This window comes from Blautia luti (assembly GCF_013304735.1).
GTDB lineage: Bacteria > Bacillota > Clostridia > Lachnospirales > Lachnospiraceae > Blautia_A.
In genome coordinates this window covers 1-25,916 of the sequence record NZ_JAAITI010000025.1, presented here as the reverse complement: position 1 = coordinate 25,916, position 25,916 = coordinate 1, and the positions used below count along the sequence as shown (strand labels likewise).

Annotated in this window: 26 protein-coding genes and 1 pseudogene; 8 read left to right on the top strand and 19 right to left on the bottom strand. The window is 47.2% G+C overall.

Annotation, left to right across the window (positions count from 1 at the left end; genetic code table 11):
• Positions 1-8 precede the first annotated feature (8 nt).
• The 19 genes from G5B06_RS13000 to G5B06_RS12910 are packed head-to-tail and all read right to left on the bottom strand — an operon-like array spanning position 9 to position 18,454.
• Positions 9-1,043, bottom strand: coding sequence for a glycosyltransferase family 2 protein (locus tag G5B06_RS13000; protein WP_148445361.1), 1,035 nt, complete (start codon positions 1,041-1,043; stop codon positions 9-11).
• Positions 1,027-1,824 carry a DUF4422 domain-containing protein gene (locus G5B06_RS12995; RefSeq protein ID WP_148445363.1) on the bottom strand — a complete coding sequence of 266 codons (798 nt, stop codon included), beginning with the start codon at positions 1,822-1,824 and terminating at the stop codon, positions 1,027-1,029. The genes G5B06_RS13000 and G5B06_RS12995 overlap by 17 nt, the downstream gene beginning before the upstream one ends.
• Complete coding sequence (locus tag G5B06_RS12990) at positions 1,821-2,558, bottom strand: FHA domain-containing protein (protein ID WP_148445366.1); 738 nt, start codon at positions 2,556-2,558, stop codon at positions 1,821-1,823. Before G5B06_RS12990 ends, G5B06_RS12995 begins: the two co-directional genes overlap by 4 nt.
• Positions 2,559-2,576: 18 nt before the next feature.
• Positions 2,577-3,464, bottom strand: coding sequence for a DUF4234 domain-containing protein (locus G5B06_RS12985; RefSeq protein WP_148445369.1), 888 nt, complete (start codon positions 3,462-3,464; stop codon positions 2,577-2,579).
• A 13-nt stretch (positions 3,465-3,477) separates the two neighbouring features.
• The gene (locus G5B06_RS12980; RefSeq protein WP_173762073.1) at positions 3,478-5,211 is read right to left on the bottom strand and encodes an FHA domain-containing protein; all 1,734 of its coding nucleotides are present in this window, start codon (positions 5,209-5,211) and stop codon (positions 3,478-3,480) included.
• Positions 5,202-5,825: an FHA domain-containing protein gene (locus tag G5B06_RS12975; RefSeq protein WP_148445376.1), complete on the bottom strand. Its 624-nt coding sequence runs from the start codon at positions 5,823-5,825 to the stop codon at positions 5,202-5,204. Before G5B06_RS12975 ends, G5B06_RS12980 begins: the two co-directional genes overlap by 10 nt.
• Positions 5,826-5,846: 21 nt before the next feature.
• On the bottom strand, positions 5,847-6,596 hold the full coding sequence (locus G5B06_RS12970) for a PP2C family protein-serine/threonine phosphatase (RefSeq protein WP_148445379.1): 750 nt from the start codon (positions 6,594-6,596) through the stop codon (positions 5,847-5,849).
• Positions 6,597-7,835 carry a hypothetical protein gene (locus G5B06_RS12965; RefSeq protein WP_173762072.1) on the bottom strand — a complete coding sequence of 413 codons (1,239 nt, stop codon included), beginning with the start codon at positions 7,833-7,835 and terminating at the stop codon, positions 6,597-6,599.
• Between the two features lie 2 nt (positions 7,836-7,837).
• Positions 7,838-8,770 (bottom strand): serine/threonine protein kinase, encoded by a 933-nt coding sequence (locus G5B06_RS12960; protein WP_173772231.1) that lies wholly within the window; start codon positions 8,768-8,770, stop codon positions 7,838-7,840.
• A gap of 43 nt (positions 8,771-8,813) precedes the next feature.
• A complete protein-coding gene (locus G5B06_RS12955; protein WP_173762070.1) occupies positions 8,814-9,605 on the bottom strand; it encodes a PP2C family protein-serine/threonine phosphatase in 792 nt (263 codons plus the stop codon).
• 37 nt (positions 9,606-9,642) lie between these two features.
• A complete protein-coding gene (locus G5B06_RS12950; protein WP_173762069.1) occupies positions 9,643-10,803 on the bottom strand; it encodes a serine/threonine protein kinase in 1,161 nt (386 codons plus the stop codon).
• A gap of 13 nt (positions 10,804-10,816) precedes the next feature.
• Complete coding sequence (locus G5B06_RS12945; RefSeq protein ID WP_148445394.1) at positions 10,817-11,065, bottom strand: hypothetical protein; 249 nt, start codon at positions 11,063-11,065, stop codon at positions 10,817-10,819.
• The gene (locus tag G5B06_RS12940; RefSeq protein ID WP_148445397.1) at positions 11,062-16,068 is read right to left on the bottom strand and encodes an FtsK/SpoIIIE domain-containing protein; all 5,007 of its coding nucleotides are present in this window, start codon (positions 16,066-16,068) and stop codon (positions 11,062-11,064) included. Before G5B06_RS12940 ends, G5B06_RS12945 begins: the two co-directional genes overlap by 4 nt.
• A 31-nt stretch (positions 16,069-16,099) precedes the next feature.
• Entirely contained in the window at positions 16,100-16,414 is a 315-nt protein-coding gene (locus G5B06_RS12935) for a WXG100 family type VII secretion target (protein WP_148445401.1), read from the bottom strand.
• Between the two features lie 13 nt (positions 16,415-16,427).
• The gene (locus tag G5B06_RS12930; RefSeq protein WP_148445404.1) at positions 16,428-16,727 is read right to left on the bottom strand and encodes a WXG100 family type VII secretion target; all 300 of its coding nucleotides are present in this window, start codon (positions 16,725-16,727) and stop codon (positions 16,428-16,430) included.
• Between the two features lie 41 nt (positions 16,728-16,768).
• Complete coding sequence (locus G5B06_RS12925; RefSeq protein WP_148445407.1) at positions 16,769-17,077, bottom strand: hypothetical protein; 309 nt, start codon at positions 17,075-17,077, stop codon at positions 16,769-16,771.
• Positions 17,078-17,124: 47 nt separating this feature from the next.
• Positions 17,125-17,457, bottom strand: coding sequence for a WXG100 family type VII secretion target (locus G5B06_RS12920; protein WP_173762068.1), 333 nt, complete (start codon positions 17,455-17,457; stop codon positions 17,125-17,127).
• 14 nt (positions 17,458-17,471) lie between these two features.
• Positions 17,472-17,774 (bottom strand): WXG100 family type VII secretion target, encoded by a 303-nt coding sequence (locus tag G5B06_RS12915; RefSeq protein WP_173762067.1) that lies wholly within the window; start codon positions 17,772-17,774, stop codon positions 17,472-17,474.
• A 14-nt stretch (positions 17,775-17,788) separates the two neighbouring features.
• Positions 17,789-18,454: an ABC transporter permease gene (locus tag G5B06_RS12910; RefSeq protein WP_244094568.1), complete on the bottom strand. Its 666-nt coding sequence runs from the start codon at positions 18,452-18,454 to the stop codon at positions 17,789-17,791.
• A 179-nt stretch (positions 18,455-18,633) separates the two neighbouring features.
• Here G5B06_RS12910 and G5B06_RS12905 point away from each other — a divergent pair, with 179 nt between their 5' ends.
• The 8 genes and pseudogenes from G5B06_RS12905 to G5B06_RS19060 all read left to right on the top strand — a co-directional run.
• Positions 18,634-20,016 (top strand): ParB/RepB/Spo0J family partition protein, encoded by a 1,383-nt coding sequence (locus G5B06_RS12905; protein ID WP_173772228.1) that lies wholly within the window; start codon positions 18,634-18,636, stop codon positions 20,014-20,016.
• A gap of 309 nt (positions 20,017-20,325) precedes the next feature.
• On the top strand, positions 20,326-20,682 hold the full coding sequence (locus tag G5B06_RS12900; protein ID WP_003500157.1) for a hypothetical protein: 357 nt from the start codon (positions 20,326-20,328) through the stop codon (positions 20,680-20,682).
• Complete coding sequence (locus tag G5B06_RS12895) at positions 20,669-21,754, top strand: DNA cytosine methyltransferase (RefSeq protein WP_173772226.1); 1,086 nt, start codon at positions 20,669-20,671, stop codon at positions 21,752-21,754. Before G5B06_RS12900 ends, G5B06_RS12895 begins: the two co-directional genes overlap by 14 nt.
• Before the next feature lie 4 nt (positions 21,755-21,758).
• Positions 21,759-22,472 (top strand): antirestriction protein ArdA, encoded by a 714-nt coding sequence (locus G5B06_RS12890; RefSeq protein ID WP_003500154.1) that lies wholly within the window; start codon positions 21,759-21,761, stop codon positions 22,470-22,472.
• Positions 22,473-22,486: 14 nt separating this feature from the next.
• On the top strand, positions 22,487-23,536 hold the full coding sequence (locus tag G5B06_RS12885; protein ID WP_173772224.1) for a hypothetical protein: 1,050 nt from the start codon (positions 22,487-22,489) through the stop codon (positions 23,534-23,536).
• Between the two features lie 91 nt (positions 23,537-23,627).
• A complete protein-coding gene (locus tag G5B06_RS12880; RefSeq protein ID WP_015567070.1) occupies positions 23,628-24,098 on the top strand; it encodes a PcfB family protein in 471 nt (156 codons plus the stop codon).
• Positions 24,095-25,045 (top strand): annotated as a pseudogene (locus G5B06_RS19065) (type IV secretory system conjugative DNA transfer family protein); the annotation flags it as partial. The gene G5B06_RS12880 and the pseudogene G5B06_RS19065, both read left to right, overlap by 4 nt.
• 90 nt (positions 25,046-25,135) lie before the next feature.
• A partial coding sequence (locus G5B06_RS19060; RefSeq protein ID WP_173772222.1) for a recombinase family protein occupies positions 25,136-25,916 on the top strand: 781 nt, incomplete at its 3' end.

Below are 25,916 nucleotides of genomic sequence, written 5' to 3'. Positions count from 1 at the left end.
CTGTCCCCTTATTTCCTGCGCTGTCTGTGTCTTACCCCGGCGATCAGCTGCACCATCCTGTATAAATGAAGCTGAATACAGATCAGGGTTACTTTTCTTGTCATTGAAAAATTCTCAGGATGTACATTTTTCAGCGAATTTCGAAACATTTCTTTTTTCAGCAGTATGCGGAAATTCTCTATCCGCTTCTTTCCGGTTACCGGATTCTCCGGATGAAAAGAATAATTTACGGCAATCAGAAGAAGATGATACAGAACACAGCTGTCATATTCATCCTGAAGTCTTGCCATAACTTTTTCTTTTTCCAGGTCCATGCGGATTTTTTTCATTCCGTCTATGTAGCGTCCGGCATAATCCTCACGGAAACTGTGCACTGCAGAGTCGGAATTATAGCAGTAATAATAGCTGTTATATGGCACATTCCAGATTCTCGGATTCTTCAGTGCCACTCTTAACATAAATTCCGCATCTTCCGCTGCTGACAGTTCTGTGTCAAAACGGACTCCTGTTTCCTGAAGCCATTCTCTCCGGTACAGCTTGGCCCATACAAAGCCTGCTCCTGACTGAGGTTTCAGAATATCCTTCTGGAAACAGACCGGATTCATGGCTTCCATTTCTTTTTTGTAATAATGGCGGCTGCATTCCTCTCCCTGTATCATGGAGTAATCCATAACTGCCAGATCTATTTCTTCTTTTTTCAGCAGGGGACAGACTTTCCTAAAAGCATCTGCACAGATGTAATCATCTGCATCCATGAAAAAAATCCACGTTCCGCCGGCATGGTCAATTCCGTAATTTCTTGCGGCGGAAACTCCCTCGTGCTGTTTTTCATAAAAAGAGATTTTAAATTCCGCTTCCCCGGCAAACGCCTGGATTGCCGGGTTTGAACAGACTTCCTGATCTGGTCCGTCTGCTACCAGAATTACTTCTTTCCGAAGATCCTGAATCTCCTGCACGCTTTTCAGGCAGCGAAGCAGAAGTTCTTCCGAAACCTGATATACCGGAATGATAATACTGAGATCTGTGTCAGAAACTTGAGTCATACTTTTCTCCCAAAAACTTAGCCTTCAGAAATGCTTTTCCCTTGTGGAACCAGTTTACTTTTTCCATGTACAGAACCGGTACTTCACAGTAATGAATGTGATTTTTTTCGATCCATACATCCAGAAGAAGTTCGCCCACACGGCCGATCAGTCTTGCCTGATATGGATTATAGGTGGCAGGATCAATCTGTTCCTCTAGTTCCAGAAGCAGTGGAAACAGCCACTGACAGTATTCATCACAGATTTCTCTTTTTGCGATGAACATGTTATACATGTGCGCGCTTCTTCTTTTCATTACTTTATCAAAGACTGGCACATAGGATTTTTCTTTTTCCAGTAAAATATTTCTCATACACTCCAGATGCTCCGCATAATGGGTATGAGAATAATGGGTATATAACGTTTCAATTACATAATATCTTTTACGTGGAAGTATAATATCATGCTTTTGCAGGAGCCGAATCACTTCCGGCTCCTGCAAAATATAATTCATACGGTTTCTGCCATGGCACTTCTTAAGTGACCGAAAGTACCTGCGGTAGTGTACCATTCCTACGTATTCTGAATCCGTATTTTTCCAGAGCCAGTACAATCCTGTCAGTTCACAGAAAAACGGATTTTTGTCTGAAATATTATCTCCTGTATCATCGCCCACATACTCCGAGAGCTTCTGCGTGTGTCGGCTTTTTCCTACATGTAAAGGAAAATATCCTGCCTGTGTCGGCATCTGGAATTTTTTGTGAGTTGCCACAGCAATTTTCAGTTTATTCTTTTCTTTCATTTCTCCCATCCATACTTAGAGTCACAGAATGGCACAAATACTAATTTTGTTTTTCCAACGGATATCTCATCCCTGTCTTTTAATTCTGCACTCGTTAAAACTACGTTGTCGTTTACATAAAACAGTTCATGTGATTCACCTGGCTGAGCAAAGAACTTTCTTTCTTTTGGTTCATATGTAATGATAGCATGTTTGGTACGGGACACACTGTCATCTCCCTTAAGGCAGATATCCATATCGGAAGCACGGCCCACAAAGTTCTTACCTGCATACAGGCAGAAACTGTGTCCGTAGTTGGTTCCCTCCACACATACAAGCCAGCCTACTACCGGTTTCGGATTTCTTACGTTTCCTGAGAATGACGGATTGGTTGTAACGTTGTCTCCTGCCGGAATATCTGTCTCCGGAAATCCTCCGAAATACGGCACTGTCTTGCCTTCATCGTAGGCTTCCTGAGCAGCGGTACGCTGATTCAGCGGTGCGGTTGGTGTCGCTGTAGGTGATGTGTATCTCATTGGCTGACGCTCGGAAATATGATCAATGGGCATTGTCCTGTCATCATTTCCATTTCCGCCGTAGCCATATCCTGATCCCTGTGCAGGAATAAAGGAATCGGTCACTCTGTCTGTATCATTGAAAGAATTGCTGGTTACACTCTGGCAGTACGGACAGCTTGTGTACTGTTCTGCATCATAATAATGTCCATTCGGGCACTGTGTTAATTTTGCTCCCATTTTTTAGTCCCTCCTTTTTCAGCCTAAAATCATTTCGTTGCTTCCCTGACCAAGAGTAAGTTTTGTTCCTTTCGGAAGTCTCTGGGTCACGCCTTTTTCCAGTTTCTGTGAATCGTTTACGATTACTCCGAATGTTGAATAATCGGTTACATAATAAGCACTTGTACTTCCTTGATACTCATATTTAATGGAGCAGTGTTTCCGGCTGATATCCTGTTCTGTGAGAATGATCTGGCAGTACTGGCTGCTTCTTCCGATCATGATCTCCTGTTGTGAACGGATATCCACTTCATTGCCGCTGAAATTTCCTTTTGTGAAACGAAGCGTTCCCACCGGGCTGAGGCCGGTTGTCGGGATCTCGTCATTTACTTTTACTCCGATTTTTACTGTATCTTTATTTTTATCATCAAGTTCTTTTTTCCAGGAATCATCTTTCATATAACCAGGATCAATGGAGTCAATATTAATATTTACATTTACATTCACTCCGCCTGCACTGTTGTTATATGCCTTACAGATTCTGTTTGTATTGCTGATCAGCAGATAAAGTGCAACGTAAGGTCCGATACCGAACAGAAGGACACCAACCAGTATCCATAAAAGATAAGTACTTCCCTTTTCATCAATCTGCAGACCATATTTCTCACCGACATGTTTAATGCGGTTACCCTGCTTATAATACCAGAAAAATGTATAAATACCAAGTGTAATAATGCTCAACAAAATAACAATAATATAATTTGGAGATGTAAATTCGTCCTCATCCTGCACCGGATTGCAGGCTGTATTGATATCATTGTTCATTTTATACAAAAATACAAGCTGATAAATTCCAAGTGTCAGTATACCGAACAGCAGAAATTTCCACATCCGGCGCTGATCATTTAATCTGTTTTCGTAGTTCATACTCTTTTCCTCCTCAGTCCCACTCAATCCTGAATTTCAGGTTTCCTGCTTTTATCTCATCACCGGAATGCAGCGGATACTTCTTCTCCACCGGCATTCCGTTAACTTTTGTTCCGTTTCTGCTCTGCAGATCGTGGATAAAAATTTTTCCGTTGTCGTATTCCAGTACAAAGTGCTGTTTCGACATCATGGGGTCGTCACAGTAAATATCACATCCGGATGCCCTGCCGATAATGGCGCTTCCACGGAGCTGGTATTCCATTCTCTTCGGTGTATCTTTTCCGTTGCTGATCCAGATGATTATATTTTTTCCTGGTATCTGATCCATGTGAATGTGTTTTCGTTCTTCTACCTCATCTGCCTGCACTACCTGATCCTCAATGATCAGTACATTTTTCTTCTTTTTGATATTTTTCAGAACAACCAGTACTACCACAATAAGTATCACAAAGATTAGTGTCAGCACCAGCGGCCACCATTTCAGGATCAGATCCATAACGGATGTTTTTGGCTTTGGCCAGTCTGTTGACAGTGTTACTTTTGTCTGTGCAAGAGGATTTTTTTCATTGGACTGGTCTGTGATATTTTTAAGCTGGATTTCGTAATCCGCTTCATAAAGATCCTCCTCAAACAGAAGGGTCACTTCTGTTTTGGCGTTTTCTCCGGCTACTACCTGTTTTACAGGAACGGCTTCCCCGTCTCTTGTCACCGTGTAGTTACCTGCATCTTTTGCATTTTCCACCGGTTTGGTAAAGGTAATGGAAATGCTGTCCGCCTTTTCGCTTGTTACGGATTTGATTTCCGGTGCGGTTTCATCTTTCTGGCCTCTGCTTACCAGAACAGAACAGGTATCTGACATATTCCCTGCACTTAAAAACTTAAGCACAAAATCTTCTTTTTTGTTGCTTACCCGGTTGCTGGAAGCCTGGAATCTGGCACGGTAACTGTTCATTACCGCATCCCGTACTGTATGGAGGCCATCCAGAGCTGTTCCGCCATCTGCGACGGTCCATGGCACACCTCCGGTATTTCTGGCCATAGCTGCAAATTTGCTTCTGTAATTCTGGGTCTCTGCTTCTGTATCCCCTTCGTTATTTTCCACTGCCATGGTATAAACAGGAATTCCCCGGGATTTCAGCGTGTTTTCTGTGCTTTCTGCATTTCTTGTATCATCGGCACAGTCTTTTCCATCGGAAATCACGGTGATGATTCTTCTCTTTTCGGAACTGTCTCCCACTTTCCAGATCATATCTGCCGCAGTGTTAATCGCATCAAATAATACCGTATTGGCATTGTCATTCTGTAATCCGTTAATAACTGCCGCAGCACTCTGCTGGTCCTCGGTTCCGCCCAGAACCTGTGTAACCTCATTTCCGAAGGTAAGAAGAATCAGGCTGTCATTTTCCCTTAACTCTGAACGGAACTGTGTAAGGGCTGTTTTGATGTCTGTAAAACGTTCTCCTGTTATGGAACCGGAAATATCCAGCAGAACATAATATTCAACCGCTTCTCCTGTTTTCGAAAAATTTTCCACATCTTTCAGCGTCAGCTTTTCGCCGCCAAGATATGCCTCCAGTTTGTTGTCTCCCTGGGAACTTCTGTAGTATGCCGTCACATCCGGCATGTTGATGTAGAGCTGCTCGATTCTGTAATCGTCTCCTGCACCAAACACAGGAATTACACTCAGCAAAATACACCAGATCACTGCCAGAACGGCTGTCATTCTTCTTTTCTTTTTCACTCCCACTGATGCCCCTCTCTGCAAAATGGTATAAACTCAAATTTGCTTTTTCCTATTGTAATCACATCTCCCAGTTTCAGAACTTCGTTCTGTTTTACGAGATGATCATTCAGATATGTAAGACCGACGCCTCCGTCCACAAGAAAGAATTTGTTGGACTTGTTATCGTATACAACAGCGCAGTGCTTTTTCCGCGAGATCATCATATCCTGCGGCAGATAAATATCCATATCCACATCTCTGCCTGCCCAGTTCATTCCATGGGTGATCCGGTAATCTCTGCCCCTCTCCGGGCCTTCCACACATACCAGCCAGCCGGTAACACAGGATACCCCTTTTGGTCCGGTATAAAACGCCATGGTCACCTGATCATCGGTTGCAGAAACTCCTGCGGAGATTCCACTTCCTGCGTGCCCCAGAAAAACATCCTGGTCGCCTCCCACAGGCATTGCCATAGTTACCGCTTCATTGATATTGTCATTCTGAACCCGGAATACAGGAGTTGCCTGGATTTTCTGCTGCAGCTGGGAAGTTTCCTGGCTCTTTTTTTTGCAGTATGGACAGCTGTCGTATTTTGACAGATCATAAAAATGTCCATTCTCACATTTTATCAGTTCCATATTTTCCCTTCCTCTGCTCTTTTACTCAATATATACACAGATTGCGGAACAGTTGTCCATGTCCGCATCTCCTGCATGGGTCTTTACTGCTTCTGTCATATTTTCCAGCCATGTTTCCACATCCGGGCTCTGTGCAAGAATCTCTTCCATCTCCGCATCTTCTATGTTTTCCCAGAATCCGTCGCTACAGAGAAGAAATGCGTCTCCGCTTCGGATACGGATCTGCTCCGATGCCTCGCAGGGATTTCCGTCCCATGGATAACCAATGGTATGAAGCAGGCTGCTCCGGTCCGGGTGATGACGGATTTCTGATTCTTTAATCTGTCCGATATTTACCAGCATCTGTGGTACACTGTGGTCTTTTGTATGTGCCTCAAAACGGTTTTTCCGGAAAAAATACAGCCTGGAATCCCCTACATGGGCCCACTGTGCGGTTTTTCCTTCAATGTCCAGCACAACCATGGTGGTGGCCATTCCTTTTTCCGGATTCTCTTTTTTTTCTGTGACAGATTCCTGGGCTGTTTCAAAAAGTTCTTTCAGAAATGTTTCTCCGGAACCTGTACTTTCCCGCCCTGTATCTTCTGCACTGTCCACAGCTGTCTGGGATGCAAGTTTCCCGTCTCCGCAGCCGCCCAGACCATCTGCCAGTATAAAAAGTTTTCTTCGGTCTGTATCCAGTATTTTCAGGCTGTCCTCATTATAAGGCCTTGTACCGTCAAAACTGACGCTGGCATATGTTATTCTGTGAGTTTTTTTTAAGAAATCAAACATTTATGCCTCTTTTCCACTGTCCTCCATCAGTGTTTCATATGTGATGGAAGAAATTTCTGATTCATCTGCATCTTTTTTATTGTAAAGAACGCTTAAAAGGTAGCCTTTTTCTGTTTTTGCGTTGTATATGCCGACTGTGGTGATTTCCTTATCTTCTCCCACTGATCCGGATAGCCAGATCCGGGTTATGTTATCGTTTTTCTCTGTTTTTTCCTGAATGGCGGAAAGGATATTCGCATCGTCCTGTTCTACGTCAAGCCGATCAAATAACTTTTCATTTCCTTCTGTCAGCTGTTTTTCAAGATATGCCTCACAGTCTGCAAGAGTGAGGGTATTTGCAAGAGTCAGGGTATCAGCAGGCTCTTCTTTTATTATTTTTTCCTCCGCCTGCAGCTGCTCTGCTATGTACTTGCTAACCTCGTCCACACCATTTTTTATATCTGTGTCATAGTCATCTTTATTGTCTTTATCACGGATGACATATCCATAGTCGTCCTCTGCTTCTTCTCTCTGATCTTTTTTGTCTTCGCTCTCTCCGATACGAAGAAGCAGTTCCCTGCTGGATTTGTTGTCATTGTCATTATAGTTATCCGATTCACTGTTTCTGTCAAGGGCTCCCTGAACGATCTTTGCAAGATCCGTTTCTTTCTCGTCGTTTTCCCGGATATATACTTTATCGGATATCCGTTTATATACGTCTCCTACAATAAAGAGTTTTGCATATTCCGGAAGATTGTCCACACCTTCTATTTTACCGGATTCACTGGAGCTGTAACTGCTGCCGTCATAGCCACCAATACCTGTGATCTGCACAACGGTATTTTCCGGAATTTTATTTTTCAGATTGTTTTCAAGTTTTTGAAATTCCTCTGCCTGATCCGAAGTTTCTGTCACTTTCGGTGTCGGAGTCGCAATTGCTTCCGTTACTGTTGGTGTCACGGTTTTCGGTACCGGTGTTTCTTCTGATTTCTGTTCATTTTTCTCTTTCTTATCTGCTGATGCAGTTTGGTTTTCTTCTTTTTCATTATCTGCATCTGCAGTTACTGCATTTTCTTCCGTTTTTGTATCCTGGTTTCTCAGATTCAGATACTGAAATCCCAGCACACCTGTAGATCCGGCAAAAATAACGGCTGCCGCAAGACTGATATGAAAAGCTGTCTGGTATTTTTTCAGCTTTCGGTCTCTCCCTCTGGAGTTCTGGATATTTCGAAAAGAGTTCTGTTTCTCATTTCTGTCCACGTTTAATCCCTCCCCTGTTTCCTGCCGCCGGCTGTTTTCAGATATTCCGCAAGGCTGACTGGCCGGCTTTTTGAATCTGGATCGGCAAGAATATTAATTTCTCTTTCCATCTCCGCATTTCCGGTTTTCAGAGGTTTTTTTCTCCGCTGTGGCCGGTTGCTGTATGGAATTGCTTTTCCTGTATACAATTCATATTCCAGGATTCCCAGTGAATACAGATCTGCATTCATCCGGACTTCCTTTCCTGAAAGCACCTCCGGTGCTATATAATCTTCTTCATAACGGATCACTCTCCCACCGGTTGCCTGATACATTTTGTATTTGGCTTTTCCAAAATCCAGAAGACGAATTCCTGTCTCATCAATATAAATATTATCCGGCGAAAGATTATAATGCCCGATTCCTCTTGCATGTATTGCTGTTATTGTATTGAAAATTTCATTCAGTACATTTTTTTCGGAAATTCCCATCTGTTCAAAACCCATATCCATCAGGTCACGAAGAGAAATTCCTGTAAGATATTCCATCACTGTATAAATGGTATTGTTTTCTTTTATTACTCTGTAGACATTTACAATCTGTTTAATGTCCTGATTATAATGAAGCTTCATTGCTTCACTTTCAAAATCCAGTTTTCCTGCTTCAAAAAGATTTTTTTCCCTGCCGGACCGGCAGACTACTTCATTTCCTGCTCTTCTGGCAAGCCGTCCAGGGAAATATTCCCGGATGGCCACGCATCTGCGAAGCACTCCATCCCATGCCAGATATACAAAAGAATAGTCGGAACAGCTTAATGGACGGCCAATCACAAATCTTCCCTGCAAAACAGTTTCCGGTTTCAGGATATCTTCCGGCAGCTTCTGTGCTCCGTTCATTTCTTCTTCTGAAAATCCGCACCTGGGACATCTGCTGTTCTGTTCATTGTATTCACTCATACAATTCATGCATCTTTTCACTCTGTTTCCTCCAATCAGCTGTTCAGTTATTTCCAGATCCCAGGCTGTATCTGACTGCAATTACTGTTGTGTTGTCCTGTTTACACTCTCCAAGACGCTGTGCCTCTTTGCACAGACGTTCGGCAGCAATCGACATGTTTCCACCGCTTTCCTCAACAATCGCCTGGATCTGAACTGCTGTGAGGCTTTTGTAGAGACCGTCGCTGGCAAGAATTACGATGTCTCCCTGATTCATAAGTATTGTCTGGCTTCCGGAATCCACAAGGGGAAGTCCTCCAATGCCAAGAAAACTGATCAGCGCTTCTCCACGTCCGTTCATGCTTTCTTTTTTTGCTTCCTCCACCGTGATTTTCCCGGAATTCAGAAGCTGTTCCAGCCTGAGATTGTAGTTGTGCATCCTGGTTACCGTGTGGATTCCCTGTGTATCCAGATAATAGATTACGCTGTCCCCTGCACTTGCCCAGTACATGCGGTTATTTTTTATAAGAACGCCTACAACTGTGGAACCACTGTGAAGAATGTTTCCCGCCTCATCGGTAAGGCCTGCCACCGCTTCATCCGCTTCCACAAAAGAACGCTTCAACCATTCCGAATACTGTGTTTCATCTGTCACAAAACTGTCCGCAAAATTTTTGAAAATTACATCTACCGCTTTCCGGCTAGCCCGTTCTCCACCGGACATGCCACCCATACCGTCACATACTACAGCCAGAATTGTATCATCCCCTTTCCATGCATACTGCATGGTATCCTGCTGGGATTTTCTGTCTCCTATGATTGTATAACACCCTACCTGAATCTGCTCTTTTTTCATATTGTCTACCTGCTTTATCCATAACTTTCTGAAGCATTCAGAGGAAGAATCCTATCAGCATCAGTATTACAAATATTATCGTACAAACCATTGCAATCTTCTGCACAGTCTTATTTTTCTGCCGGATTTTATTCTCCTCAGATTCTTCTTCCTGATCTCTGGGAATCAGATGTTTGGAAGATTCTACCGTTGTCTTGTCTATGGTATCCGGATTCGCCGCTTTCAGTGCCTCATAAAAAGATCTCATGTCCATATACCGGTCTTCTGTACGTAAAGCCAGGCCTTTGAGAATTACTTTCTCTGTGGCACTGTTCATATCCGGACAGAAACGGCCAGGTTTTTCCAGATGGTCCTGCTCCAGTCTGGACAGAGATTCCTGTGGAACTTTTCCGGTAACACATCTGTAAAATGTGGCTGCCATCGCATAGACATCCATCCAGGGGCCTATCTTATAGCTCTGCTGGTACTGTTCCGGCGGAGCATATCCTTTTTTTACGGCAATCATCCTGCTGGGTCCGTTTACCTGCTCCTGGAAGGAATATTTGGCTCCTCCCAGATCCATGATCTTCATCCAGCCGCTTTTCAGATAGCGGATATTGTCAGGGGCAATATCTCTATGATATACCCCTGACTCATTCATATCAATCATTGATTTCATCACCGGTCGCAGAAACTGAAAAGTCTCATGAAAAGAAATCCTGTTGTTATGTTCTTTTAAATACTGGGAAAGATCCTGTCCCTCCAGATATTCCATCACAATGTAGGCGGTATTGTTTTCTTCAAAATAGTTCAGAAAGTTTACAACGCCTCTTTTCTCCTTAAGATTATGAAGCAGCTGCGCTTCATGAAGAAATTTATCCTTACAGATATGGTAATATCTCATGGATTCCTGGCTGCTTTCGATCAGAACGGTTTTTCCCTTCTGTCTGTTCAGCAGTCCCTGTACAAAAAGTTCTTTGATTGCAACACGCTGGCCGGAGATAAGATCTAGGGCAAGATATGTAATACCAAAACCACCTTCTCCAAGGCATTTTCCAATCAGATATCTTCCCTGCAGGATCGTAAAAGCCGGAAGCTGATGGGGATTATTTACATATGTGCCTCTTTCATATCCGCAGGAAGGGCAATACCTTGTTGTCTCATCCATTGTATGCATGCAGTTTACACAGATGTTGTTCACATCTATAACGTTGCCCATCGTTTCTCCCCTCCTATACCAGAAGCAGCTGTCCGCCGTTGGTAATTCCATAATCTCTCAGACATCTTTCCGGGGAAAGAATCTGTTTGCTTCTCACGTCGCAGAGACATAATTCACTGACATTTCCTCCCATTTTGCTGGATTCTTTCTGGCAGATTATGGTTGCCATTTCTTCTATTACCATTGCAATTCCCAGACCTTCATCGATTTCCATATCGTAGGTCTTTTCATATACCGGTACATATACATCTACAATTATCATTTTTCTGCATCTGCTTTCCCAGCAAGTGGAATAATCAACCGTGTAGAAGTAAGTTCCCCATCTACAGACGGCAGCATTGCCACTCCTGTTTTCTGAACCTTATTCTGTTCCTTATATGAAATATAATCAAAATTGAGAATGTTCTGTGCACCTACATTTCCGCCGAGATGCAGACCTTCTTTCTTTTTGACCAGGTTATTGTATATTGCGTTTCCTTTGACTTTCGTAATCTCATCCGGCGTATACGCGGAGATAAAGTAAATTCCCAGGCCTGCACCTTTTTCTGTGATGTTTTCCAGGAATCCTGCCATAAGCGGCACATCTTTTTCCGGATACATAATATGGTTGATAAATTCCGGAAGATTACTGATCATCATGCAGGAAAGACCCATGGATGCCATCTCCTGATAGATCTCAAGATCGCTCTTTCCGGCTGCTTCCATCTCTTTTTTGCGTCCGTTTTTCTCAATGATCTCCGTCTGCCATTCCATGAACGCATCGTACATTTTTCTGTCTGTATCAATGAATACGGCATTGTTTTCTGCTGCGGCCTCTTTGAGTTTTCCTGAAAAATCTGCCACATACATCTTCATTCCTGTCTGTGCTCCCATCTTCATGAGAATCTTAAGGAGATTTTTCTTTCCTGTCTTCGCACGGCCGGAAATAAGATAGCTGAAGATCCTGTGAAGATCCAGCGCATACGGATTGGCATTATCCGCATCGTATCCGATGGGAAGAAGGTGTCCGCTCTGAAGCTGCTCTTTTACTGCATCCAGTTCGATAAATTCATCAAGGACCGGCTCATCCGGGATTACAGGAACCTGTTTTGCTTTTTTGCCATGCCATGCTGCATTCAGGCGCAGACATTCTTTTTCGATTTTTTCGATACGTGAATAATCGTCTTCGGCTTTCACTGCAAGTGCTGTCTGATATTCCAGAACAACATCGCCCTGTTTTACAAGTCCACGTCCCTTTACGCCTGTTTCCGGAAGAACCTCAATCTGCATGGTGTGAAGAAGATCCATATACTGGAATTTGTCTCCCATTTCAAGGCAGATGACATTTTTGATGTTTCTTCCTACATTGTTTGAGATCTCGGTAAGCCCGAATCCTGCTGCGGAAATAACAAGGTAGATTCCGCAGGCTGCTCCGTCTCTGGAAAGGTGTACCATCTGTTCCTCATAAATATTTCCGGTCTTTTCCCTGAAACTGGAATACTGGTCAATAAATACAAAGACTGCCGGTACTTTCACGCCCATAGCCTGAACATACTGCTCGTAGTTACCACCTTTGAAGAGTTTTTTCCTCTCTTCCATAAGTTCTGTGAGCATATTAAAAAATCTGGAGATTTTTTCGGTATCATGCTCGTACATCACACCGCCCACATGTGCGGATTTTTCGAATCCACGCATGGCATTGCTGGAAAAGTCGATGCAGTAAAGGTTCACATATTCCGGAGAATATCTGTGAATCAGGGAGTATGCCAGTGACTGCAGGAAAACACTCTTTCCGGTTCCTACGGAACCGATTACAATCAGATGGCCCATAGCTGCAAAATCAATTTCCAGGGTACGCTGTGCCTGATTAACCGGGTCATCGCAGAGACCGATCGGCGCTTTTAAGTTCCACTTCTTCCATGTCGGCCAGGAACCTGCGTTAAATGTAGTCTCGCAGTATCCGGAAAGCTCTTCCAGATAGAGATTTTCCGGAAGGACAGGCAGCCACAGAAGGAATTCATGGTCATATCCACGCTCTTTTGCAACTTTTCCAAGATATTCCACAACAGCATCCAGCTGGGTTTTCTGTTTTGTTTCCGGTATCTTGACGGAATGTGCACTTTCTTCCTGAATGATATAATCTACTTTTGCACCAGTGCTTCTGTCGTTTGCCATGCAGCAAAGTCTTACGATATTTTCCATTCGCTGGAGGCCATTTTCACCGGAGGATACATTGACGTTGTTCTTTATGAGATTATCGGTTACTTTCTCCGCACACTGTCTTAAGAGTACCGGGTTGTTCAGAAGGTGTTCCGGAGTATTGCCATCTGCAATTACCTGTTCCGCTGCCTCTACGAGTTTTTTCAGCCACATTGCCTTGGCTTTTTCCTGTCTGTGCATCTTCATACGGTTTCCGACGATGGCAGTTCTTCCGTGAATGGTCATCATACGGACGGTTTCATTTCCGTTGTCTCCTCCGTCCTCATCGTATGGAGCACCACTGTAACCGGACTGGAACAGCTCATAAAGCTCATCATTTCCTACCTGCAGGTATCCACGGCCTGCCTGGGTGATGTAAGCTGCATCCGGTTTGTGAAGCATGTCGTTACTGTCCTGCTTGTCCTGTACGCGCAGACACAGACGGAATTTGGAGTTACTCCAGATATTGTCATCTACTGTACCGCTTGGTTTCTGTGTGGCAAGAATCAGATGTACCCCAAGGCTTCGTCCTACCTGAGCAACACTGATCAGCTCTCTCATGAAGTCAGGCTCTTCTCTCTTAAGTTCCGCAAACTCATCGATGATGATAAACAGATGCGGTACCGGAGTCTGTGCTTCATTGGATTTGATCAGTTTGGTGTAGGCGTTGATATTGTTTACACCATAATCGTTAAAAATCTGCTGTCTTCTGCGGTTTTCACTCTTTATGGATACCATTGCACGGTGGATCTGGTTTCCGGAAAGGTTGGAGATCTGTCCCATCATATGTGGCAGGCCTGAGAACAGATTGGCCATTCCACCACCTTTGTAGTCAATGATAAAGAATCCGATATCATCCGGGCTGTAATTGATTGCCAGGGACAGCATGTAACTCTGCAGGGTTTCACTTTTACCGGAACCTGTTGTTCCGGCGATCAGGCCATGAGGTCCGTGATATTTTTCATGAACATCCAGATAGCAGAGGTTTCCGCCTGCTTTTTTTCCGAGAAGACCGCGGATGGAATCGTAGGTACGGTTTTTTGCCCATCTGGTGGCAACGTCCAGCTCTTCCAGTTTACTGATTCCCATCATATCAAAGAATGTTACAGAGGACGGAATTTCTCCACCGTTCTGCATCTCTTCCACTTCAATGTCAGACAGTTTCCGGGCAAAGCTTTCAACCGATGCGTTGGTGATATTGTCAAAGCAGACACTGATCCGCTCCTGCTCTTCTCCACGTACGGAATATACTCCTGTAAATTTGCCGCCGTCATGTTCATTGGCAATAATGTATTCACAGCTGTTTGGAAGATCTTCAAATTTTTCTGCCAGAATAATGGTGATCAGGCCCAGCTGCGGGTCTTTGTCGAAGACATATTTACTGATCAGCTCATTGTTCAGCATGGAAATATCACTGACAACCAGAACGTATAATGGCAGGGGAGCTTTTTCTTCCCCGTAGGCTTTTTCTTCTTTTCTTTCACGGAGAAGCTGAGTCAGTTCATAGTAAACGTCTGCAACTTCTTCCGGCTCATCTGCCACAAAACGGAATTTCCGGTCTGTGGACCAGGTATGCGGGAACCACCGGAATGAACGGAAACACTCCTGCTCCGCTCCCAGGTTTTTGTTGTATGTAAGTACCATTTTTACATCTGTATAGCTGTTGGCAGCCGCAATCTGTGTCAGAAGAACACGGATTACTTCATAGGCTCCCTGCTTTTTGGAGCCGCCAAGAACACCTATCAGAGAATGAGAAAGAAGATCTACACAGATCGGGACATCCTGCATTTTTTCGAACTTCTTCCGGATCTCTTCCGGTCTGTCTGCAAGAGCATCTTTGTAAAGCATAAAGCGCTCCGGCGGAATATTTACCGGTGATGGAAATGGCAGGGCACCGATTCCCAGTCGATGGTACATAAAATCGGCATGTGTCACATTACGGTTCCAGAGTGTGGAATTGTTATCCCGGAGGGCACAGATCATGTCTGCGGAAGGATACCGGTCATTTAAGATCTGGATATCTTTTTCGTACTGTTCTTCAATTTTCTTTTCGATATCTGTAAGGTATTCCGCATAGGCTTCTGTTCTGTGCGCTTCTGTTTCCACGCGGACTTTTGCATCGTATTTCAGACGCACGCCGCCCCATACAGCTCCAAGTACCGCAGAACCAAATGCGGTAATAAGTCCTGTATACATAAAGACAGAAGAATTACTTCCGCTTCCTACAATAGACAGCACACAGCCCAGTGTCATGGGGATCGCCATGGTAAGGGCCGGGCCTACTGTGAGATACCAGGGAGCTCTTCTGGAATTGTCTTTTCCGGGAGGCCCCTCGATAACATAGGGTTCCACGTCGATAACTTTCAGATTTCGTGGAATTCGGTTGAAATATTTCTTTTTCTTTTCGGAAACAGGGTCCGGAGCTGCTGCTATTACAGCATCCATAATGTCTCCGCTTTCCAGTGGGACAATTACATCTTCTTTAATGCGGAAAGATCCTCCCGGTTTTTCAAGTGCAAGGAAATTTCCCAGAAATACCATCTTCAGTCCAATGATGTTGATGGTATCTCCATACTGCAGCACATGCATCTGTTTGATCCGGTTATGGTTGACATAAACACCGTTTCTGCTCATGTCCCTTAAAATATAGTTCATATGGTTCATTTCAATGGATGCATGGATGCCCGAAACCAGTCCCATGGAATCGTAGCAGATGTGGTTATCCTTGTTTTTTCCGATGTAGATTTTTCCTTCCGGTGGCAAAAGATATTTCTTGTATACAGTAAAACCGCCTGTTTTTTCCTGTATCATAACTGCAAAATTTAATGTATTAAACAGTTCAAGATTCAGTGCCTCTCCATTGTGCAGACCTTTTCGGATATAGCTCTTTCCGTTCTTTACGATTCGATAATTTTCACCCTGGACAAAACGCCATTCTCCGTCCACAATTTCCATTCTGACCAGAACATCATCGGAAAGTGAAAATATTTTCTGCTGAAGTACAATTGTATAATCGGCATTATCAATTGCAGGAAGTATAAAATCCTGATATATTTCCTTGCTGTATATTGTCAGTACATAGCTCATATCTTTCGCCACCTCATGTATTATCTGCCTGTCAGATAATATTATTTTTTAACGCAGATGCTTCCTGCTGTGCCTGCTGCTCTGCACGGTCGTACTCGTCAGCCATTGTATTTAAGTCTGTAACATGTTCCTGGATCATTTTGTTGATCTTGGAAATGTCTGCTTCCAGGCCTGCAAATTTACTCTGATAAGCGCTTGCTGCCTCACCGGACCATACAGCTCCTGTAATTCCTGAAATCAAGGACAGCATCTGTGATGTCAGGTTCTGGATTTCGCTTCCGTAGCTGCTGAACTGGCTTGATGCACTTCTTAATTCCTGTGTTGATACTTTGATTGTTCCATCCATGTTATTTTCCTCCTTATACAGTTCTTGTTGTTCCCACGCTTACGTTCTTGGACTCAGCCTGCTCATACTGGGAAACGATGGTGAGAAGTCTTGAATAGTATTCATCTACTGCTGCCTTAAACTGATTCATTTTTCCGGCATCTGTGTTGAACGCATTCTCAAATGCCTCTTTTGCCTGGCCTTCCCACATTCCGCTCAGGGATTTTTCGGATGCCATTAATTCTTCAACTTTTTTTGCAAAGTTGTTGTTTAATGTGCTGAGCTCTTCTGCTTTCTGTTTAAGTGTGCTTGCTGTTACCTGAAATTCTGCCATAAAATTTCCTCCTTTTTTCGGTCAGAGCATAACCGTTTTATTTATACATTTCGTTTAAGAGCCAGTTCCAGTGCGGCCATCTCAGCATTATAAGTTACCTGTGCGATGTTTCTGATTGCCGTCGCTGTATTTTTCAGCTCCCTGCTCACATTAAGAATATCTTTCTGGACTTTTTCTGCTTTACGCAGATAATTTCCCGCGTTTTCCCCTTTCCAGTTTCCGGAAATGGTACTCATCGCATCTTCCATACTTCCGGATGCGATCCTCTCCAGCCTGGCAGCGGCATTGTCCAGTTCTTTTGCCTGGCCTTTGGCCTTTGCGAAATTCATCTCTATGGTATAACGACTCATACATCCCCCTCCTGTTCAAACAGCTATTATATCAAGCGGATATCTGGTTAAAGTATGTTGTTTTTCAGGCCTCCGGATTCATTCTGGTTGGCCTGCTCTACGGTTGAATAGTTTCCGGATATCGTCAGTAGCTTATCCGGATATCCCTTCAGCTCCTGAAGAATTTTCTGCATTGCTTCCTGCTGCTTCTGATAAAGGTTTTTGGCACGGTCCGCAGCTTCCCCTTCCCAATATCCTGACATCTGGTTTACTTTCTGTGAAATTTCATTCAGACGGTTTTCCATGGTGGAAATTGCGCTTTTTGCGTTTTCCGCTCTTTCTATCAGCGCTTCTGTCTGAACTTTTATATGGGCATCTGAACCCACTCCATATCCAGCCATAAATTCTCCTCCTCTCAGACGCGTATGGAACTGATCCTGCTTTCGACCTGCTGCTCACAGTTCTGGTATTCATTCTGTGCCGCCACAAGTGCGGAAATGTATTCCCCCAGCAGTCTCAGCGTTTCCTGCATACTTTCCTGATCGGAATTGAACACACTGACCAGTGCGTCATGAGCCATTCCCTCCCAGCTGCCATTCAGTGCATGAATGGCATTCACAAGCTCGTCCAGACTGTTCTGGGCTGCTTTCTGAAGATTTTCCATATCCGCAAATTCTCTGGACATGGTACTTATATTTGCTCTGATTCTGTCCCCCATAACTTTTCTCCTTCCTACCGTCCGTCTTTTGACAGGCTTCTCAAAAGTACGGTACATAAAATCATACACACAATTGTCATTCCGCCCATAATCAGCCAGTTCTGCGTCAGATGCGCTCCTGTTGATTTGAAAATTTCCTGAAATTTGTGTTCTGCCGTCGGAATCTGCTGCTGGATTTTCATGGTAAGATCATTCAGCCGTGCAATACTTCCAAGGCTTTCCACGGACCATTTGCTGATAGTCACATAGGAAATTTTTTCACCTGCACCTTTCAGTTCAAAAAGAATTCCCGAAAACAGCAGCTGTATAATCAGCACAAACGGCGCCAGCGTCATGGCCTTATCTCCGCTCTTTGCAAGAGAAGAAATCACAAATCCCAGTGCCATAGCAGCTTCAATTGTCAGCCATACTGTAATAAAGGTTTCCACAAAGGGACCGGAGAAAAGAATTCCCTTATCTGCCGCTCCTACGGTAAGGGTAAAAATTCCGGTAATCAGAAGCGCCTGTACCAGGCCAAGGATCGTCTGTACCGCAAACTTGGATAATACATACCAGTGCAGTTTCAGATCTCCCATGTATTCTCTTTTCAGAATGACTCTTTCTTTACAGATTTCCTGTATGGAATTGAAAAGTCCGATCCAGATTCCCGCACAGCTTAAGGAAAACAGGATGGATTGCAACGGTGTACAAAGGGAACATAATAAAAAACTTAATAATGGACTGCCAATCTTACACAAAGTACCGCCCAAACGAGACTACGGGCGGTATTTTTGTATCATGGCGGAGAAAGGAGGAACTTCCCACGGGGGCTTGACTGAAAAGTTGAGCCCCTTTTTTCATGCCAAAAAACAGGAGGTAAATGCTTATGGCAGATGATAAAACCACAAAAACGCCGGAACAGCCGGTAACGGATAGCAGGCCGGGCAAGGAAACGCCTCCCGCTCCCCCAAAAGAGCCGGAGAAGGTTTCCGTTTCCCCGGAGCCGGAAAAAAAGACGGAACCGGAGGTAAAGAACCCACAGGTTTCTGTCTATAACTTCGCTGAAATTATGAAGGAAAAGAAGGTCGAGGAACGGGCGGCAGCTCCCAGCAGGGAAAAGCCTGACCCGGCAAAAGTGGAGAAACCGGAAAAGCAGCCGGAGACTCCGAAAAAAGCAGATGAAAAACCCAAAGAGCCCGAACAGCCGAAGCGCCGGGGCCGTCCTCCGAAAGAGGATAAGGACAAGGCCGCCGCTCCGAAGCCCAAAGCCCCCGCACAGAAAAAGCAGGAAAAGGCCCCCAAAGAGAAACCGGAGAAAAAAGCGGCTCCCACGGTGCAGGCCGCTCCCGCTCCGAAGGAACCCGAGGGACCGAAGGAGGCTCCCCGCCGTGGCGAGGAACAGATCGTATATATCAAGCTGAACGAGCTCCACGCCTTCAAAAACCATCCCTTTGAGGTCCGGGACGATGAAGAAATGCGGGCCATGGTGTCCAGCGTCAAGGACAAGGGCGTTACCCAGCCCGCTATCGTCCGTCCCCGTGAGGATGGCGGATATGAGATCGTGTCCGGCCACCGCCGCCAGAAGGCCAGCGAGCTTGCCGGATATGCGGATATGCCCTGTATCGTCCGCAACCTGACGGACGATGAAGCCATCACGCAGATGGTGGAGGACAATCTGAACCAGCGCGAAGAAATCCTCCCCAGCGAGCGGGCCAAAGCTCTGAAAATGCAGCTTGAGGCCATCAAGCACCAGGGCTCCCGCACTTCGGGCCAGATTGACCCGAAGGACGCAGGCAAACGCTCCAACGAGATCGTGGCCGAGCGGAACAAGATGGCCGTCAAGCAGGTACAGCGGTATATCCGGCTGAATGAGCTGGTCCCCGACCTGATGAAGCTGATGGACGAGAAAAAGCTGGGCTTCACTACGGCGGTGGAGCTTTCCTACATCGGCAAGAAGAACCAGAATTATATCGCCGTCGCCATCGACAGCCAGCAGTCCTCGCCTTCGCAGGCGCAGGCAAAGCGTATGCGGGAGTTGGACGAAAAGAAGCTGCTCAATGGGGATGTGATCGACGGCATTATGATGGAGGACAAAAAGGAGGTAGACAAAGTGATTCTGACGGGTGCGGAACTGAGCAAATACTTCGGCAAGGAAACCACGCCGAGGGAAATGAAAGACCAGATCATCAAGCTGCTGGACGACTGGAAGGGCCAGCAGAAGGAACACGAAAAGCCGGAGAAGAAAACCGAGCCGGAAAAGTAAGCCGAAACTTCGGGTCAAGATGGCCCGAGGATTGCGGGGCGCTGCCCCGCGCCCCGAAGCTCTGGAGATATAAATTATTCCCCGTCGCCAGTTATTCCGTAGCATAGCCGGGAAAATCAGTCAAGGGCAACGCCGCCGCAGGCGGTGCCAGAGGCACCCTTGACGGATTTCTCCCGGTTATGCTTTTTCCCGGACAAGCGACGGGGATATAAATTCTCCAGAGCCGTTCCCCTTCCCGGGGGAAGGGGCGGAGGGGTTGGGCGAACTCTTGCTTTTCCCTAAACCAAAATAGAAATGGAGGCTCAACCAATGAAACGACCTTTAGCGTACCTGACCGCCGCATGGAGCGGCGAGCCGGATGTTGATATGGAGCTGGCGGCCCACTACTGCCGCCTTGCTTATGAGGCGGGCTTTTCCCCTATCTGCCCGCTCTTGTACCTGCCGCTGTTTTTGAATGACAGCGTTCCCGAGGAACATAAGGCCGGGATTGATATGCGCCGGGATATGCTGCGGCGTTCCCACACCCTGATCGTCTGCGGCAGCGCTGTGGACGAGGATGTAAAAAATGATATTGCGGTTGCCGGGCGGCTGGGCATTGCGGCGACCACACTGGAAGGGGTGCTTGCCGTGAAGGGACACGGCACCCCGGGCCATGCCGGACATTAAGTTGGGGAGCCTTTTCGACGGAATCGGCGTGTTCCCTCTGGCTGCTTCCCGGTGCGGTATCCGTCCGGTCTGGGCCAGCGAGATTGAAAAAGTGCCCATCTCCATAACCAAAAGGCACTTTCCCGACATGGTGCATTTGGGGGATATTACGAAGGTGGACGGCGGGAAAATCCCGCCGGTTCATGTAATTACCTTCGGTTCCCCCTGTCAGAACCTTTCTCTGATCGGCAACCGCTCCGGCCTTGCCGGGGCAAAATCAAGCCTGTTCTATCAGGCGTTTCGTATCATACAGGAAATGAGGGATGCTACTGATAACCTATATCCAGCTATCGCTGTTTGGGAAAACGTCATGGGAGCGTTTTCTACAAATGACCGGATGGACTTTAGAGCCGTCTTATCCGCCTTCTCGGACACCGAAGTTCCAATGCCTCCTTCGGGAAGATGGGGAAACGCCGGAATGGTGCGAGGGGGAACGCCTGATGTGTGCTGGCGACTCATGGACGCCCAGTATTGGGCAGGCTCCCGAAGGCTGGCACGAAGGCAGCGGATTTTCGTCGTGGCGGATTTTGGAGGCAGACGTGCCGCAGACATACTATTTAAGCCCCGTCCAATGCTCCCACTTCCTCCGCCTTGCGGAGAGGGCGGGTGGGCCGCCGCCGAAGGAGATCGAACAGCTTCTTTTGAAACAGGGCGGCAGATACCAGTCATCCACCCCTTTCAGTGCTTCCGTATGCGGGGAGCGGCAAAAAGGCAGGAAGAAACGGCCTTCCGAAACAGCTTCGGATTACCAACTGACCCTTTTCCCACTCTTTTAGCCAGTGATGTAACGCCCTTTGCCTTCTGGTATGAGGGCGACCCGAAGGGCGGCTGTATCCGTTTTCTGACGGAAACGGAAAGCGAACGGCTGATGGGGCTGCCAGAGGGCTGGACAAAGTACGGGGTGGACGGCGTGGAGATCCGGCCTCTGCAACGCTACAAGGCACTGGGAAACGCGATTGCCCTCCCTTGCGCCGATTACATTATGGCCGGGATTTATGAGGTGCTGGCTGACCGGGCCGGAAAGGAGGAATGAGCCCATGTTTGAAGCCTATATAACCAATACAGCCCTATACCCCTTAATGGGGATTGAGGTAGGGACAACGGTACATTTCCCCATGACGACACAGGAGTTGCAGGCCGCCCTTGCCAAAATCGGGATAGACGGGAAACGGTACAGCGAAGTGTTCTTTACCAGCTTTGACAGTGATGTGCTGGGGCTCTACGATTATCTCTACGAATGTGAGAACATCGACGAGCTGAACGAGCTGGGCCACGCCCTGCTGGAAGTACGGGATAAGGGCGGACTGGAAACCTTTGAAGCCGCTCTTGTCTTGGGAAACCACACAAGGAGCGTGAAGGATTTGATAAACCTGACGCAGAACCTTGACCTTTACCGCTTTTACCCGGATATTTCCGATGATGAAGGGCTGGGCCGTCTTTACGCCGACGAGCTTGGGACTATCGACATACCGGAGCACATTCAGAACTACTTCGATTATGAGGCATACGGGCGGGATGTGCGTATCAACGAGGGCGGCGTATTCGCTCCCGGTGGGTATGTGTCGGCAGTCCCGGAGGGCTTCAAGGAGTATTACCACGGGCCGCAGGACATTCCGCCGGAACACCGGATATTTGCCTATCCTGAAAAGGCCGAGCCTGTCCATTCCATTCTCGCTACACTCAAACGGTTTCAAGAAGCCCCACCCGCTCCGAAAAAGGACAAGGCGGGGCCTTCTCATGAAGAACGGTAAGACTTCGGGCCAGCATGGCCCGAAGCATAAAGGAGGTGCATACCATCAACTATTACCCTATCAATGAAGGAGCCGCCCGCCGGGCAAAAGAAATGAACAGCTTTTCCGACTACAAGGAAGGGAGCGCAACGGCGGAATACCGGGCAATGGTGGACAAGGCCGCCGCCATAGCGGAACAGCAGAAATCCCGGGTGGACCCCATGTACCATGAGAAGATCGACCATCTGTTAGACACCTACGCCCGCAAGCTGGCCGAAAACATGAACCAGGGCTTTGCCATTGACGCAAGGGTTCCCTCTGTGATGATCGCCGGACCTGCCAATTTCCCGATGGGAAAGAAGGAAAAACAGAACCGGGCCCGGGACAGCAACATGGAGGAATGGCGGTATATTCAAGGGCTGCTGGATAAGATACGCAGTACCGGCATGGGCGGGATCAGCGCCGATGACCCGGCAGCGATTGAAAAGCTCCAGAAGAAGCTGGACGGGCTGGAACGCTCCCAGCTCATTATGAAGGAGGTCAACGCCTATTACCGCAAGCATGGCAAGCTGGATGGCTGTGCGCTGCTGTCGCCGGACCAGATCGAAAAGCTGAAAGCAAGCATGGCGGCAAACTGGCGGAGCGACCCGAGGCCCTTTGAAAGCTACCAGCTTACCAACAACAATGCGGAGATCCGCCGGGTAAAGACGCGTATCGAACAGCTCTCCAAACAGGCGCAGCGGGAGTTTTCCGGCTGGGAGTTCGACGGGGGCCGTGTGGAGATGAACCGGGAGGACAACCGCTTGCAGGTATTCTTTGATGGAAAGCCTGACGCGGACACCCGGGCCGAGTTGAAAAGCAGCGGTTTCCGCTGGGCTCCCAGTGTAGGCGCATGGCAGAGGCAGCTCACGGACAACGCCATCCGGGCGGCTGACCGTCTGGAATGTATCAAGCCGCTGTCCGGCGAAAAGCCCTCCCAGCTTCAAAAGAAGCCCTCTATCTTGCAGACCATGCGGGAACAGGGCGAAAAAATCCAGACGGAGCCGGAAAAGAAAGCTCCGTCCGGCAGAGATGCCGAGCGGTAAGCCTCGGGCCACATTGGCCCGAGGTTTTCTGTTCCCCGAGATTGTACGGGGGCCTCCCGGATAGCGGGAACCCCGACGGAAAGGAGGTTTTATGCAGGAAGAAGTAAACCAAAAAACGGTTGCCCTTTCGATCAGGACAACGAAGCTCACGGGAAAAGTGCTGGCTGCCGCTCTTGGGAAGGTAGCGCGGGCGCTGCAAAAGCACCACCGGAAGGCGCTGACCCCGCAGGGACGCCAGAGTGTAAAAAAGCTGATGAACCACTATGGCGGCAAAAGCGCCATGCCCTATGTGGGAGCCCCAAAGGATTTTGACCGGATCGCAAAGGAGTTCCATGTGGACTACGCTTTCCATAAAGTGAGCCCCGGTCATTACCTACTGTTTTTCAAAGCCAATCAGGCGGACGCTATCACGGCGGCCTTCCAGAAGTACAGCGCAAAGGTGCTGAACAAAGAGCAGGACAAGGCTTCCATCCTCGGCCAGCTTCGGAAATTCACGGAGCAGATCAGGACGCAGGCAAAGGAAAAGCAGCGGACCAGAGAGGCGGTGAAGGACGGACGTTGAGTGACAAAATCAGAAAATATGTGCTCCCAAACCTGCCGTACCTCTTTGTGTTCTGGTTCTTCTCCAAAATCGGGACGGCCTACCGGATCGCCCCCGGCACAGACTTCGGGACAAAGCTCATGGGGATGCTCGATACCTTCCCCAAAGCCTTTGAAACCTACTGGCCGGGGCTTGGCGGTATTGACCTGCTGGTGGGCCTTGCCGGTGCGGCTGGGGTGTATCTGCTGATACAGTCAAAGATCAGGCAGGCGAAAAAATTCCGGCGGGATGCGGAATACGGCACCGCCCGCTTTGGAACAAAGGAGGATATAAAGCCGTTTGTAGACCCTAAATTTCAGAACAATGTCATTCTGACCGGGACGGAGTTCCTGACCATGAACACCCGTCCGAAAATACCCGCCAATGCCCGGAACCTAAACGCCTGTGTCATCGGCTCGTCCGGTTCGGGTAAGACAAGGTTCTGGCTGACCCCGCAGCTTCTTCAAGCTCATTCCTCGTATGTGGTGGTAGACCCGAAGGGCGGCACCCTCGATCAGTGCGGGCGGTTCCTGCAACGGGAGAAATACAGGGTGCGGGTGTTCAACAGTATCGACTTTTCAAAATCCATGCACTACAATCCGCTGGCCTATATCAAGACGGAAAGCGATGTTTTGAAATTCGTTACTGCTCTGATCGCCAACACCAAAGGCGACGGCAAGGAGGGCGACGAGTTCTGGACTAAAGCTGAAACCCTCTTGTACTGCGCCCTTGTGGCCTACATCGTCTTTGAGGGGCCGGAGGAAGAACGCAACATGAATACGCTGGTGGAAATGATAAACAGCATGGAAGTCCGGGAGGATGACGAAACCTTCAAAAATGCGGTGGACTATATGTTTGACGGGTTGGAACGTCGCAGCCCCCAGCACTTCGCCGTGAGGCAGTATAAGAAATACAAGCTCGCCAGCGGTGATATATGCTCTAAGTGACTTCTTAATCATGATTTTGTCATGGTTAGTGAAGCAATCACTTAGAGCATTTTTGTTTCAGGAGGTACAGCCATGAGAAATGAAAAAATCACCCCACTGTACGAGCGCCTGAGCCGGGACGATGAGCTACAGGGCGAGAGCAACTCCATATCCAACCAAAAACAGATGTTAGAGGATTTTGCCCGCCGGAATGGGCTGCCCAACCCTACGCACTTTACCGATGATGGTATCTCAGGCACCCGTTTTGACCGCCCCGGATTTTTGGCGATGATGGAGGAAGTGGAGGCAGGGCGTGTAGAGGCAATCGTCATCAAGGACATGAGCCGGTTAGGGCGTGACTATCTGAAAGTCGGCCAGGTCATGGAGATTTTGCGGCAGCGCGGCGTCCGGTTAATTGCCATCAATGACGGTGTGGACAGTCTGAAAGGCGACGATGATTTTACGCCCTTCCGCAATATCATGAATGAGTTTTACGCCCGCGACACCAGCCGGAAAATCCGCTCTGTGTTTAAGTCAAAAGGCATGAGTGGCAAGCACCTGACCGGCACGGTGATTTACGGCTACTTGTGGGATGAAAAGCGGGAGCATTGGTTGGTAGATGAGGAAGCTTCCGAAGTGGTACGCCGTATCTTCTCCCTCACGCTGGAGGGATATGGGCCTTATCAGATCGCCTGCAAATTATCCATAGACCGGATTGAAATTCCTGTCGTACACCTTGCCCGCTTCAACGAGGGTGTGAACCGTTCAAAGCCGGTCAAAGACCCCTATGGATGGGGATCATCTACCATCGTGAACATTTTGAAAAAACGAGAGTATTTAGGGCATACCATCAATTTCAAGACCCGCAAGCACT

Bases quoted from the DNA above. Each gene is read 5' to 3' on its own strand.
- G5B06_RS13000 (WP_148445361.1), bottom strand. From the start codon at position 1,043: ATGACTCAAGTTTCTGACACAGATCTCAGTATTATCATTCCGGTATAT.
- G5B06_RS12995 (WP_148445363.1), bottom strand. From the start codon at position 1,824: ATGAAAGAAAAGAATAAACTGAAAATTGCTGTGGCAACTCACAAAAAA.
- G5B06_RS12990 (WP_148445366.1), bottom strand. From the start codon at position 2,558: ATGGGAGCAAAATTAACACAGTGCCCGAATGGACATTATTATGATGCA.
- G5B06_RS12985 (WP_148445369.1), bottom strand. From the start codon at position 3,464: ATGAACTACGAAAACAGATTAAATGATCAGCGCCGGATGTGGAAATTT.
- G5B06_RS12975 (WP_148445376.1), bottom strand. From the start codon at position 5,825: ATGGAACTGATAAAATGTGAGAATGGACATTTTTATGATCTGTCAAAA.
- G5B06_RS12970 (WP_148445379.1), bottom strand. From the start codon at position 6,596: ATGTTTGATTTCTTAAAAAAAACTCACAGAATAACATATGCCAGCGTC.
- G5B06_RS12960 (WP_173772231.1), bottom strand. From the start codon at position 8,770: ATGAGTGAATACAATGAACAGAACAGCAGATGTCCCAGGTGCGGATTT.
- G5B06_RS12955 (WP_173762070.1), bottom strand. From the start codon at position 9,605: ATGAAAAAAGAGCAGATTCAGGTAGGGTGTTATACAATCATAGGAGAC.
- G5B06_RS12950 (WP_173762069.1), bottom strand. From the start codon at position 10,803: ATGGGCAACGTTATAGATGTGAACAACATCTGTGTAAACTGCATGCAT.
- G5B06_RS12945 (WP_148445394.1), bottom strand. From the start codon at position 11,065: ATGATAATTGTAGATGTATATGTACCGGTATATGAAAAGACCTACGAT.
- G5B06_RS12940 (WP_148445397.1), bottom strand. From the start codon at position 16,068: ATGAGCTATGTACTGACAATATACAGCAAGGAAATATATCAGGATTTT.
- G5B06_RS12935 (WP_148445401.1), bottom strand. From the start codon at position 16,414: ATGGATGGAACAATCAAAGTATCAACACAGGAATTAAGAAGTGCATCA.
- G5B06_RS12930 (WP_148445404.1), bottom strand. From the start codon at position 16,727: ATGGCAGAATTTCAGGTAACAGCAAGCACACTTAAACAGAAAGCAGAA.
- G5B06_RS12925 (WP_148445407.1), bottom strand. From the start codon at position 17,077: ATGAGTCGTTATACCATAGAGATGAATTTCGCAAAGGCCAAAGGCCAG.
- G5B06_RS12920 (WP_173762068.1), bottom strand. From the start codon at position 17,457: ATGGCTGGATATGGAGTGGGTTCAGATGCCCATATAAAAGTTCAGACA.
- G5B06_RS12915 (WP_173762067.1), bottom strand. From the start codon at position 17,774: ATGGGGGACAGAATCAGAGCAAATATAAGTACCATGTCCAGAGAATTT.
- G5B06_RS12905 (WP_173772228.1), top strand. From the start codon at position 18,634: ATGCTTATGGCAGATGATAAAACCACAAAAACGCCGGAACAGCCGGTA.
- G5B06_RS12900 (WP_003500157.1), top strand. From the start codon at position 20,326: ATGAAACGACCTTTAGCGTACCTGACCGCCGCATGGAGCGGCGAGCCG.
- G5B06_RS12895 (WP_173772226.1), top strand. From the start codon at position 20,669: ATGCCGGACATTAAGTTGGGGAGCCTTTTCGACGGAATCGGCGTGTTC.
- G5B06_RS12890 (WP_003500154.1), top strand. From the start codon at position 21,759: ATGTTTGAAGCCTATATAACCAATACAGCCCTATACCCCTTAATGGGG.
- G5B06_RS12885 (WP_173772224.1), top strand. From the start codon at position 22,487: ATGGCCCGAAGCATAAAGGAGGTGCATACCATCAACTATTACCCTATC.
- G5B06_RS12880 (WP_015567070.1), top strand. From the start codon at position 23,628: ATGCAGGAAGAAGTAAACCAAAAAACGGTTGCCCTTTCGATCAGGACA.